We start from the raw sequence: 12,474 nt of genomic DNA on the forward strand, positions 1-12,474 counted from the left end.
CGAAGCGGAGCCCTGCTCCGCTGCCATCGCCCGCCTGGTGCGCAATCACGCGCAGGATGGGCGAACCGATATTGCAGAAACGCCAGTGCAAGAACCTCGACGCCGCGGCAGGACACCGAGCCTCAATTGAACCGCAAGCGTGTCGGGGACGCAATTCGACAGAGCAGAAGAAAACAGTGCGAAGCCGCGTACGCCGTTGAAGCACTCGATCCCGGAGTTCCCTACGAAAGTAGGTGGGCACCATATGTCCGGGCCCACGGGCCCGGCCAGGGACAGTTCCCTAAAGGATCGATAAGGCCCCGGGGATATATGGCTCCTGACGCACGTCGCAGCTTCGCCCGCGCAATGTAACAACGATACTGACGAATCGCCAGTGGCGCGAAGCCCCATGCGACCATCCTTCGAGACGCCCGCTTTGCGGGCTCCTCAGGATGAGGACTGAGTGCTTAGCAGCAGATTTTACAGGCAAGCTGCCCGTCAGCCTCATCCTGAGGAGACCGCGGAGTCTCGAAGGACGAGGCGCTTGCGCAGGTCGCGCGGCAGCAGCCTCAGCCGATCGCAATCCCGTTGCCGACGGTCCGGTTCAGCACCTGGGTCGACTTCTCGATGCGCTCGGCGGCGGCGTTCAGGGCGTTCACCACGGCGGTCTGGGTCATGCGGGCGCGCTCGACGGCGGCGTTGCGGAAATCCCGCAGCTCGGTCAGCTCCTGCTCGAGGGTGCGGACACGGTTGGTGGTGTCGATCAGCTCGTCGCAGACGGTCAGCGCGGCCATCACGGTCAGCCTTGCATCGCCGATCTCGCCGAACTTTCCGCGCAGCGACTGGATGCGTGTCTCCAGGGCTTCGGCGAGCTTGAGCAGCCGCACCTCCTGGCCCTCCTCGCAGGCCATGCGGTACTGCCGGCCGTTGATGGTGACGTTGATGTGGCTCATCCGTCCTCTCCGGTATCGAGCACCGAGCGTATCGTGACGATCGCGGAATCCAGCCGGTCGGAGATCTCGCGATTGGTGCGCTCGAGCTTGCGCGCCTTCACCAGCGCGCCGTCGAGCTCGTCGGCAAGCCGCGAGCGGTCGGCGCCGAGCGCCTGGATTCGCGCCGCAAGCTCGTTCTCGTCGCGATCGGCATCGCGCCGCCGCTCGACCGCGCTTTCGAGCGAGTCGAGCGCCGCCATGAGCCTGCGGGTCGCGATCTCGATCTCGACGGCAGACGACTCCGTCATGGCAGAGCTGTTGGACACGCGATCGTTCATGCAGTCAGCGGCGGAACCTGTAGCCTATCCCCTGGGAGCCTGCCGTCCGGCAAAAGACTCGGTTCGGCAAGCGGTTAGAAGCAGAAATTTACGTGGCAAGCTAGCCAAGCGCAACGCCGCCCGGAAACTATGCACCGATAGATCGGAAGGCATCGTCCTGATCCGTCAATTCCTCCCGGTGTAATCACGGGGGAAAACCGGTCTCCACACAGGCAACTTTTACGGTCAAACCGGCGTTTGATTGCCTTGGACTCCCGGAACTGAGGTGCTATCCCAGCCCCGACCTTCCAGCGGCCGAAAGGCTCCTTCCCGCGCGGCGTGCACGCCAAGCGCCTCATTTCAGACGGATTTCAGACATGACGCAGGTCGACCACACCCGTATGGCCAACGCCATCCGCGGCCTTTCGATGGACGCTGTCGAGAAGGCGAAATCGGGCCATCCCGGCCTGCCGATGGGCGCCGCCGACATCGCCACGGTGCTGTTCACGCAATTCCTGAAATTCGACGCCTCAGCGCCCGCCTGGCCGGACCGCGACCGCTTCGTGCTGTCGGCCGGCCATGGCTCGATGCTGCTCTATTCGCTGTTGTATCTCACCGGCAATGCCGAGATGACGCTTGACCAGATCAAGCAGTTCCGCCAGGTCGATTCGCTGACGCCCGGCCATCCCGAGAACTTCCGCACCAAGGGCATCGAGACCACGACCGGCCCGCTCGGCCAGGGCATCTCGACCGCGGTCGGCATGGCGCTCGCCGAGAAGATGCTCGCCGCCGAGTTCGGCAAGAAGATCGTCGACCACCATACCTATGTGCTCGCCTCCGACGGCGACCTGATGGAAGGCGTCTCGCAGGAAGCGATTGCGATGGCCGGGCACTGGAAGCTCAACAAGCTGATCGTGCTCTATGACGACAACGGCATCTCGATCGACGGCCCGACCTCGCTCGCCGATTCCGTCGACCAGGTGAAGCGCTTCAAGTCCGCGGGGTGGGCCGCCGAGAAGATCGACGGCCAGGACCAGGCCGCCATCGCCGCTGCGATCACGCGCGCGCAGAAATCCAACAAGCCGACGCTGATCGCCTGCCGCACCACCATCGGCTTCGGCGCGCCGAACAAGGCCGGCACCTCGAAGGTGCACGGCGAGGCGTTGGGGGCCGACGAGCTCAAGGCCGCCAAGGAAAATCTCGGCATCTCGCTCGAACCGTTCACGGTCGCCGATGACGTGCTGAAGGCATGGCGCGCGGCCGGCAGCCGCGGCGCATCAGTGCGCCAGGAATGGGAGGCTCGGCTCGGCGAGCTCGGCAGCCGCAAGCGCGCCGAGTTCGAGCGCCGCCTGCGCCATGAGCGTCCGGCTTCGCTCGCGAAGGCGCTGCGCGCGCACAAGAAGGAGCTGCTGGAGAAGCCGCTCGTTGCCGCCACGCGCAAATCGTCGGAAGCGGCGATCGAGGCGATCGCAGCGGCAATGCCGATGGAATTCCTCGCAGGCTCGGCCGACCTCACCGGCTCCAACAACAACAAGGCGAAGTCGGCGACCGCCTTCTCGGCGAAGACGCCGAAGGGCCGCTTCATCCATTACGGCATCCGCGAGCACGGCATGGCCGCCGCGATGAACGGCATCTTCCTGCACGGCGGCTTCGCACCGAACGGCGCGACCTTCCTCGTCTTCACCGACTACGCGCGGCCTGCGATGCGCCTTGCCGCGCTGATGGGCGCCGGCGTGGTCTATGTGATGACGCACGATTCCATCGGCCTCGGCGAGGACGGCCCGACCCATCAGCCGGTCGAGCATCTCGCCGCGCTTCGCGCCATTCCGAACATGCGCGTGTTCCGCCCGTGCGATTCCATCGAAGTGGCCGAGTGCTGGGAACTGGCGCTCAACCGCGTCGACGGTCCGACCGTGCTGGCGCTGACGCGGCAAAACCTGCCGCAGCTCCGCACCAACGCCCCGAACGACAACCCTTGCGCAGCCGGCGCCTATGAACTGGTTCCGGCGCAGGGCGAAGCCAAGGTATCGCTGTTCGCGTCCGGCTCGGAGGTCGAGATCGCGGTTGCCGCGCAGAAGCAGCTCGCCGAGCGCGGCATCGCGTCACGGGTGGTGTCGGTGCCTTCGCTCGAGCTTTTGTTAGCGCAACCAGAAGCCAAGCGTGCCGCCATCATCGGCAATGCGCCGGTGAAGATCGCGATCGAGGCCGCGGTACGCTGGGGCTGGGACGCCGTGATCGGCCAGGATGGCGAATTCATCGGCATGCATTCCTTCGGCGAAAGCGGCCCGGCGAAGGAGCTTTACAAGCATTTCGGCATTACCGCCGAGGCTGCGGTTAACGCCGTGCTGAAGCGCGTTTCCTGAGAGTTGAGCTTGTCAAAAAAAAGGACTACGTAACGTCTCATATGATCAAGCACCGCCCGGCCGAACCGGGCGTCCGCCCCTAAAAAACCCTCGCAGGCGCGCAAAGCGCGTTGTGCGGGACGACAACGGTCATTGAAGGAGACGAAACATGGCAGTCCGCGTCGGAATCAACGGTTTTGGCCGCATCGGCCGCAACGTGCTGCGGGCTATCGCCGAGTCAGGCCGCAAGGACATCGAGGTCGTCGGCATCAACGATCTCGGTCCGGTCGAGACCAACGCCCACCTGCTCCGTTTCGACAGCGTCCATGGACGCTTCCCCGGCACAGTGACCGTCGATGGCGACTCGATCAGCCTCGGCGCCAACAAGATCAAGGTGACCGCCGAGCGCGATCCCTCGAAGCTGCCCTGGAAGGATCTCGGCGTCGACATCGCGCTCGAATGCACCGGCATCTTCACCTCGAAGGACAAGGCCTCCGCGCATCTGACCGCCGGCGCCAAGCGCGTGCTGGTCTCCGCGCCGGCCGACGGCGCCGATGCCACCATCGTCTACGGCGTCAACCACGAGACGCTGACCAAGGATCATCTGGTCGTCTCGAACGGAAGCTGCACCACCAATTGCCTCGCGCCGGTCGCCAAGGTTCTGAACGATCTCGTCGGCATCGAGACCGGCTTCATGACCACGATCCACGCCTATACCGGCGACCAGCCGACGCTGGACACGCTGCACAAGGATCTCTACCGCGGCCGCGCGGCTGCGATGTCGATGATCCCGACCTCGACCGGCGCCGCCAAGGCGATCGGCCTCGTGCTGCCGGAACTGAAGGGCAAGCTCGACGGCGTCGCGATCCGCGTGCCGACCCCGAACGTCTCGGTGGTCGACCTCAAGATCGTCGCCAAGCGCGCGACCGATGCGAAGGAAATCAACGCGGCGATGAAGCGCGCCTCTGAGCAGCAGCTCAAGGGCATCCTCGGCTACACCAGCGCGCCGAACGTCTCGATCGACTTCAACCACGACCCACACTCCTCGACCTTCCACGAGGACCAGACCAAGGTGCAGAACGGCACGCTGGTGCGCGTGATGTCCTGGTACGACAACGAGTGGGGCTTCTCGAACCGCATGGCCGACACCGCCGTCGCGATGGCGAAGGTGATCTAGCTTCGCCGCGATTCGTCATTCCGGGATGGTCCGAAGGACCAGACCCGGAATCTCGAGATTCCGGGCTCGCCCTTCGGGCGCCCCGGAATGACTTCCTAGAGGCCCGGGACAAGAGAGAGTGTCCGATGGCGAACAAATTCCGCACCCTCGACGACGTCGACGTGAAGGGCAAGCGCGTGCTGCTGCGCGTCGATCTGAACGTGCCCATGGACAACGGGCGCGTCACCGACGCAACCCGGCTCGAGCGCGTCGCGCCGACCATCACCGAAATCTCGGACAAGGGCGGCAAGGTCATCCTGCTCGCGCATTTCGGCCGGCCCAAGGGCCGGGATGCCAAGGACTCGCTGAAGCCCGTCGCGGAGGCGCTGTCGAGGGTCGTGAAGAAGCCCGTCGCCTTTGCCGATGACTGCGTCGGCGAGCCTGCGGCCAAGGCGGTTGCAGCCCTGAACGACGGCGACATTCTCTGTCTCGAAAACACCCGCTTCCACAAGGAAGAGGAAAAGAACGATCCCGCCTTCGTCGCCGAGCTCGCAAAACTCGGCGACATCTGGGTCAGCGACGCGTTCTCGGCGGCGCACCGCGCCCATGCCTCGACCGAAGGCCTCGGCCACAAGCTGCCGGCCTATGCCGGCCGCACCATGCAGGCCGAGCTCGATGCGCTGGAGAAGGCGCTGGGCTCGCCGACCAAGCCCGTCATCGCCATCATCGGCGGCGCCAAGGTCTCGACCAAGATCGACCTCCTGGAAAACCTGGTCACCAAGGTCGACGCGCTCGTGATCGGCGGCGGCATGGCCAACACCTTCCTGCACGCCCAGGGCGTCGGCGTCGGCAAGTCGCTGGCGGAGAAGGACCTGGCGCCGACCGCGCTGCGCATCATGGAGAAGGCGGAAGCCGCCAACTGCGCGATCATCCTGCCAGTGGATGCCACCGTCGCCTATCATTTCGCGGCGAACGCGCCCTCGCATGCCTATGGCCTCGATGCGATCCCGGCCGACGGCATGATCCTCGACGTCGGCCCGCAATCGGTCGTGCGCGTCCAGGCCGCGATCGACGATGCGGCAACCCTGGTCTGGAACGGCCCGCTGGGAGCTTTCGAGCTGCAGCCGTTCGACCGCGGCACAGTCGCGGCCGCCAAGCACGCCGCCGAGCGCACCAAGGCGAAAAAGCTGATCTCGATCGCGGGCGGCGGCGACACGGTCGCCGCGCTCAACCAGGCCCATGTGGCCGGTGACTTCACCTATGTCTCGACCGCCGGTGGCGCATTTCTTGAATGGATGGAAGGCAAGCCCCTGCCCGGCGTCGAAGTCCTGCGCATCAAGTAGTCAGTCGGCCTCTCAACTCAACTTGCAGGCCCAAACGGGAGAAAAACACACATGGCTCGGATCACGTTGCGTCAATTGCTCGACCATGCGGCGGAGAACGATTACGGCGTACCGGCCTTCAACATCAACAACATGGAGCAGGCGCTGGCGATCATGGACGCGGCCAACCAGGTCGACGCGCCCGTCATCATCCAGGCCTCGCGCGGCGCGCGCTCCTACGCCAACGACATCATGCTCAAGCACATGATGGACGCGGTCACCGAGATCTATCCGCACATTCCGGTCTGCGTGCATCTCGACCACGGCAACGAGCCCGCGACCTGCATGACCGCGATCCAGGCCGGCTTCACCTCCGTCATGATGGACGGCTCGCTCAAGGCCGACGGCAAGACGCCGGGCGACTGGGGCTACAATGTCGGCGTCACCAAGACCGTGACCGACATGGCCCATCTCGGCGGCATCTCGGTCGAGGGTGAGCTCGGCGTGCTCGGCTCGCTCGAAACCGGCATGGGCGACAAGGAAGACGGCCACGGCGCCGAGGGCAAGCTCAGCCACGACCAGCTCCTGACCAATCCGGACGAGGCCGTGAAGTTCGTGCAGGAGACCAAGGTCGACGCGCTCGCGATCGCGATGGGGACGTCTCACGGTGCTTACAAGTTTACCCGCAAGCCCGACGGCGACATCCTCGCCATGAACGTGATCGAGGAGATCCACCGCAAGCTGCCGAACACGCATCTCGTCATGCACGGCTCCTCCTCCGTGCCGCAGGACCTCCAGGACATCATCAACGCCTATGGCGGCAAGATGAAGCCGACCTGGGGCGTGCCGGTGGCCGAGATCCAGCGCGGCATCAAGAACGGCGTGCGCAAGATCAACATCGACACCGACAACCGCATGGCGATGACCGGCCAGATCCGGAAGGTGCTGAAGGACAATCCGGAAGAGTTCGATCCGCGCAAGTACCTGAAGCCGGCGATGGAAGCGATGACCAAGCTGTGCAAGCAGCGCCTGCAGGAGTTCAATACCGCAGGCCAGGCCTCGAAGATCAAGAAGGTGCTGACCACCGCCGAGATGGCCAAGCGCTACGCCAAGGGCGAGCTGGATCCCAAGGTGGCGTAGGCGACCGCGCGCGCGGCATAAGGCCAGCGCATACTCTCTCCGTCATTCCGGGGCGCCGCAAAGGGGCGAGGCCGGAATCCATAACCACGGCCTGGGGTTATGGATTCCGGGCCTGCGCCTTCCGGCGCATCCCGGAATGCCACCGTTTTTCAACATTACGATCCCTCCCCCCTTTACCCTGCGACGAACGTTAACTCGGCAATTGCCCGAGAACGGTCTATTTTCACAGGCAAGGGCAGAATCGTTTTGGGAGGACCTCTCGATGAATCTGACTGAGCTCAACAGGATCGCGACCGCCATGGTCGCATCAGGCAAGGGCATCCTTGCCGCCGACGAATCCTCCGGCACCATCAAGAAGCGCTTTGACGCGATCGGCGTGGAATCGACCGAAAGCAACCGCCGCGACTATCGCGAGATGCTGTTCCGCTCCAGCGAGGCCATGAGCCAGTATATTTCCGGCGTGATCCTCTATGACGAGACGATCTGGCAGGATGCGGCGGACGGCACGCCGCTGGTGAAGCTGATCGAGAGCAGCGGCGCCATTCCCGGCATCAAGGTCGACGAAGGCACGCAAGCCTTGCCGATGTGCCCCGGCGAGCTCGTCACCGTCGGGCTCGACAAGCTCGCCGAGCGGCTGAAGAAATATTACGAGCGCGGCGCGCGCTTCGCCAAATGGCGCGCGGTGATCGACATCGGCAGTGGCATCCCCTCCATGACCGCGATCAGCGTCAATGCCCATGCGCTGGCGCGCTATGCCGCGCTGTGCCAGGCCGCGCAGATCGTTCCGATCGTCGAGCCCGAGGTGCTGATGGACGGCGACCACGACATCGATCGCTGCTATGACGTCACCCAGCGCGTGCTCAACAAGACGTTCCAGGAATTGCGCATCCAGCGCGTCGCGCTCGAAGGCATGGTGCTGAAACCGAACATGGCGATCTCTGGCAAGAAATCCCCGAAGCAGGCCTCCGTCGAGGAAGTCGCGGAGAAGACGATACGGCTGCTCAAGGCCTGCGTGCCGGCGGCGGTACCGGGCATCGCCTTCCTCTCCGGCGGCCAGTCGGACGAGGAGGCAACCGCGCATCTCAACGCCATGCACAAGCTTGGGCCGCTGCCCTGGGGCCTGACCTTCTCCTACGGCCGCGCGCTGCAGGCCGCGCCGCAGAAGGCCTGGTCCGGCAAGGCCGAGAACGTCGCGGCCGGCCAGCGCGCCTTCAGTCACCGCGCCCGCATGAACAGCCTCGCCTCAAAGGGCGAATGGCAAAGCAGCCTGGAAAAGAAGGCAGCCTAGATCTTGTCGAACAAACCGCCTCCGCCGCGCCCGGCGCCGCGCCTTTATCTTGCGACGCCTGTCGTCGATGATCCCGCTGCGCTGGTCACCGAATTGCCGGGCCTGCTCGCCGCCGCCGACGTCGCGGCCGTGCTGCTGCGGCTGAAGGAAACCGACCAGCGCAGCATGATCTCGCGTATCAAGGCGTTGGCGCCGCCGGTGCAGAAAGCGGGCGCTGCGCTGCTCGTCGACGGCCATCCCGAGCTGGTCGCACGTGGCGGCGCCGATGGTGCGCACCTGCCCGGCATCGCCGCGCTGAAGGAGGCGCTGCCATCGCTCAAGCCCGATCGCATCGCCGGCGTCGGCGGGCTGACGACGCGGCACCACTCCATGGATGCGGGCGAGATCGGTGCCGACTATTTGCTGTTCGGCGAGCCCGACGCGAAGGGCCAGCGGCCATCGTCCCAGGCGATTGCCGAGCGGCTGGACTGGTGGGCCGAGCTGTTCGAGCCCCCCTGCGTCGGCTTTGCGACGTCGCTGCAAGAGGCCCACGATTTCGCCGCCAGCGGCGCCGATTTCGTGCTGGTCGGCGAGTTCATCTGGGCCGATCCGCGCGGGGCCAAGGCCGCGCTGATCGAGGCCGACGCTGCGATCAAGAAGGCCCATGCGGCGGCGCTTGACGGTCAAGATACCGGCCGGGAGCACGGCTAGCGCCCGACATGAAGCTCCCGCGCATCACCATTCTGGCGACGCTGCTGCTCACGGGGCCCGCGGCCGCTCAGCTCCAGATCACGCCGCCGGCCACGATACCGAGCCCTGCGGCCGAGAAGCAGAAGCCCAAGGCGCCTCCGCCGGCCAAGAAAAAAGAAGCCGCGGCGGCGCCAAAGCCTTCGGCCTCGCCCAAGCCCGCCGCGTCCCCCAAGCCGGCGCTGCCCGCAACCGTGATCCCGGCGCCGCCGACCGACACGCCCGGGGTCGACCTGGTGTACGGCGCCTATCAGCGCGGCCAGTACAAGACCGCATTCGAGCTCGCCACCGCCCGCGCGCAAGGGGGCGATCCCAAGGCGATGACCATGCTCGGCGAGCTCTATTCCAACGCCATGGGCATCCGCCGCGATTACGCCAAGGCGCTGGAATGGTACAAGCGCGCCTCCGACGCCGGCGACCGCGAGGCGATGTTCGCGCTCGCCATGCTGCGCATGTCGGGCCGCGGCGGTCCGGTGGACAAGGGCGAGGCGGTCAAGCTGATGGCGTCCGCCGCCAAGCTCGGGGAGCCCAAGGCGGCCTATAACCTCGCGCTGCTCTATCTCGACGGCCAGACCCTGCCCCAGGACGTCAGGCGTTCCGCCGAACTGTTGCGCCAGGCTGCGGACGCCGGCCTGCCCGAGGCGCAATACGCGCTCGCGACCTTCTACAAGGAAGGCACCGGCGTGCCGAAGGACGCCGAAAGGGCGGTGCGGCTGCTGCAGGCCGCCTCGCTGACCGACAATGTCGATGCCGAAGTCGAATATGCCATCGCGCTGTTCAACGGCACCGGCACGCCGAAGAACCAGCCGGCCGCCGTCGCATTGCTCCGCAAGGCATCCCGCCAGGGCAGCGCGATCGCGCAGAACCGTCTCGCCTGGGTGCTGATCAACGGCATGGGCGCGCCTGCGGACAAGATCGAGGGCTTCAAATGGCACCTGGTGGCCAAAACCGCCGGCAAGGGCGATCCGGACCTCGACAAGCAATTGTCAGATCTGCCGGCCGAAGACCGGGCCAAGGCCGAGGCCGCGGCCAAAAGGTGGCTTGGGACCAAATGACTTGACCTTAGGCCCCCCGCAGGGCACCCAATCCCCCAAACAGGCGCGAATTCGCGCCATTTCCCCCCGATCAAGACCTAGAGCACATGCTGTACTCCGCCACTATCAACGTCATGGTCAAGGCCGCGCGCCGCGCCGGCCGCAGCCTCAAGCGCGATCTCGGCGAGATCGAGCATCTCCAGGTCTCGCTGAAGGGGCCGGCCAATTTCGTCTCGCTCGCCGACAAGCGCGCCGAGGAGATCCTGTACCAGGACCTCGCCAAGGCCCGGCCCGGCTACGGCTTCATCGGCGAGGAGGGCGGCACGCGCGAGGGCACCGACAAGAGCCACACCTGGATCGTCGACCCGCTCGACGGCACCACCAACTTCCTGCACGGCATCCCGCAATTCGCCATTTCGATCGGGCTCGTGCGCGAGGGCACGGTGATCGCCGGCGTGATCTACAACCCCGCCAATGACGAGCTCTACATCGCCGAGCGGGGCAAGGGCGCCTTCCTCAACGACCAGCGCCTGCGCGTCGCCGGCCGCCGCCAGCTCAACGAATGCGTGGTGGCCTGCGGCCTGCCTCATATCGGCCGCGGCAACCACGAGGACTTCCGCCGCGAGATGACCGCGATCCAGGACCGCGTCGCGGGCCTGCGCCGCTTCGGCGCCGCCTCGCTCGACCTCGCCTTCGTCGCCGCCGGCCGCCTCGACGGCTACTGGGAGCGCGACCTGCAATCCTGGGACATCGCCGCCGGCATGCTGATGGTGCGCGAAGCCGGCGGCACCGTGAGCGACATCGCGACACCGGGCGATCCGCTGGTGACGGGGCACGTCGTCTGCGGCAACGAGTACGTGCACGGGGAACTGGTGAAGATTTTGCGGAAGCCTGCGTAGCGAGCGTATCAACGGTGCGCTCCCTAGCCCCGTTCTTACGGGGAGAGGGACTGAGACGGCGTGCGCTCCTTACCGGGCCCGCAGCGATCAAGAGTCGTCTTCGTCGGGTTCCTCGTCCCGGTATTCGCCGCCAATGGTCAGGCCCTCGATGGTGGTTGCGCCCTTCTGCTTGATCACCCGGCGAAGCGGGACCGAGCTTTCGCTTCGCAATGCTTCCATCAGTTGCTCGGAATGCGTCACAATCCAGATGTCGGAGCGGCGTGACGCCTTCGCGATCAGCCGGGCCAATGGCGCCAGCAGCGACGGATGCAGGCTGCTCTCCGGTTCGTTCAGCGCGATGAAGGGCGGCAGCCGATAGCCCATGAACACTGCGAGCAGGCAGATGTATTTCAGCGTCCCGTCGGACAATTCGTAAGCCTTGAACGGCCGCGGCATATCAGCCAACTGCAAATCAAATTCACACCAGCCATTTTCGGCCCATGCGCGAAGCTCGGCGCCCGGGAAGGCGTCCTCGATCGCGTCCTGCAGATCGGTGGCATCTTCCCGAATGGAATAGAGTGTCGCCAGGGCGGCAGCCAAATCGCTTCCATCGGCACTGAGCGAGGGAGTCGTGATCGCCAGACACGGCTTTCGTATCGGCGATGCCGGATCGGTGCGAAAGTCGTGATAGAAGCGCCAGCCCAGCATCGCGTTTCTGATCAGGTCGATCTCAGGGCATTCCTTGCCGTCGGCAAAACCCGCAAGCGCGGTTTCTGACGGCAGCACCGCGTCCTTGTGGCTGTTCCAGGCACCGCTCTCGCCGCGGACGCTGACGAGCGAATTTTTCCGCTCCATGAGTCGAACGGTTCGTTTGCCTTGCGTCGCCTCGATGGTTTCGGCCTTGATCATCGGCTCGCCGGAAAATGCCGCCTCGACCGGACCGGGAAATCCAAGCTCAATGGAATATCTGAGACGATCGAATTTGGCCGACAAACGCAGTCGCCCGTCTTCGCCCTTCTTACGAAGGCCGGACCAGCAGACGGAATTCAATCCGCCTTCCTCGGCGATCGTGCGCGTGATTCGACCCGCCGCCGCATCGCGCAACAGCGACAAGGACTTGTAGAGATTGGATTTGCCGACACCATTCTCACCCACAAACACGGATAGGGGGTGGATGGGGATCGAGAGCTGGCGAATGGAGCGATAATTGGAGATCGCAACATCGGTCGGACGCATCACATGCTCTCAATCGGCGGGTCGGCATGCATTCGCACTGCGGTGCGAATGCATGCCCATTCAATTCAGAGCTCCAGTCTGGATTGACGACCCGGGGAAAGCAAGTTCCGCCGGTCATTCCGGG

11 protein-coding genes and 1 other RNA gene are annotated in these 12,474 nt (G+C 65.2%); 8 read left to right on the forward strand and 4 right to left on the reverse strand.

The window, feature by feature from the left end:
- Window positions 1-177 precede the first annotated feature (177 nt).
- From ssrS to A5906_RS09485, 3 genes are all read right to left on the reverse strand, one after another.
- Window positions 178-338: non-coding RNA, 6S RNA (gene ssrS, locus A5906_RS09475), on the reverse strand.
- Window positions 339-548: 210 nt separating this feature from the next.
- Window positions 549-932: a cell division protein ZapA gene (locus A5906_RS09480; protein ID WP_080134925.1), complete on the reverse strand. Its 384-nt coding sequence runs from the start codon at window positions 930-932 to the stop codon at window positions 549-551.
- Window positions 929-1,249, reverse strand: a complete 321-nt coding sequence (locus A5906_RS09485) for a DUF4164 domain-containing protein (RefSeq protein WP_063694167.1) — start codon at window positions 1,247-1,249, stop codon at window positions 929-931. The genes A5906_RS09480 and A5906_RS09485 overlap by 4 nt, the downstream gene beginning before the upstream one ends.
- Window positions 1,250-1,605: 356 nt before the next feature.
- On the opposite strand from A5906_RS09485, the gene tkt reads away from it, so the two are divergent.
- From tkt to A5906_RS09525, 8 genes are all read left to right on the forward strand, one after another.
- Complete coding sequence (tkt, locus tag A5906_RS09490; protein ID WP_080134926.1) at window positions 1,606-3,591, forward strand: transketolase; 1,986 nt, start codon at window positions 1,606-1,608, stop codon at window positions 3,589-3,591.
- 148 nt (window positions 3,592-3,739) lie between these two features.
- Complete coding sequence (gene gap / locus A5906_RS09495; RefSeq protein ID WP_080134927.1) at window positions 3,740-4,747, forward strand: type I glyceraldehyde-3-phosphate dehydrogenase; 1,008 nt, start codon at window positions 3,740-3,742, stop codon at window positions 4,745-4,747.
- 125 nt (window positions 4,748-4,872) lie between these two features.
- Window positions 4,873-6,069, forward strand: a complete 1,197-nt coding sequence (locus A5906_RS09500) for a phosphoglycerate kinase (protein WP_080134928.1) — start codon at window positions 4,873-4,875, stop codon at window positions 6,067-6,069.
- 51 nt (window positions 6,070-6,120) lie between these two features.
- Window positions 6,121-7,188 carry a class II fructose-bisphosphate aldolase gene (gene fba, locus A5906_RS09505; protein WP_080134929.1) on the forward strand — a complete coding sequence of 356 codons (1,068 nt, stop codon included), beginning with the start codon at window positions 6,121-6,123 and terminating at the stop codon, window positions 7,186-7,188.
- 262 nt (window positions 7,189-7,450) lie between these two features.
- Window positions 7,451-8,476, forward strand: a complete 1,026-nt coding sequence (locus A5906_RS09510) for a class I fructose-bisphosphate aldolase (protein ID WP_080134930.1) — start codon at window positions 7,451-7,453, stop codon at window positions 8,474-8,476.
- A gap of 3 nt (window positions 8,477-8,479) precedes the next feature.
- A complete protein-coding gene (locus A5906_RS09515; protein WP_080134931.1) occupies window positions 8,480-9,166 on the forward strand; it encodes a thiamine phosphate synthase in 687 nt (228 codons plus the stop codon).
- Between the two features lie 8 nt (window positions 9,167-9,174).
- A complete protein-coding gene (locus A5906_RS09520; protein WP_080134932.1) occupies window positions 9,175-10,257 on the forward strand; it encodes a tetratricopeptide repeat protein in 1,083 nt (360 codons plus the stop codon).
- A gap of 86 nt (window positions 10,258-10,343) precedes the next feature.
- Complete coding sequence (locus A5906_RS09525) at window positions 10,344-11,135, forward strand: inositol monophosphatase family protein (protein ID WP_080134933.1); 792 nt, start codon at window positions 10,344-10,346, stop codon at window positions 11,133-11,135.
- Between the two features lie 87 nt (window positions 11,136-11,222).
- On the opposite strand, the gene A5906_RS09530 is transcribed toward A5906_RS09525, so the two are convergent.
- On the reverse strand, window positions 11,223-12,350 hold the full coding sequence (locus tag A5906_RS09530) for an AAA family ATPase (RefSeq protein WP_080134934.1): 1,128 nt from the start codon (window positions 12,348-12,350) through the stop codon (window positions 11,223-11,225).
- Window positions 12,351-12,474: the final 124 nt, after the last annotated feature.

The sequence above is a fragment of the Bradyrhizobium sacchari genome, assembly GCF_002068095.1.
Lineage (GTDB): Bacteria > Pseudomonadota > Alphaproteobacteria > Rhizobiales > Xanthobacteraceae > Bradyrhizobium > Bradyrhizobium sacchari.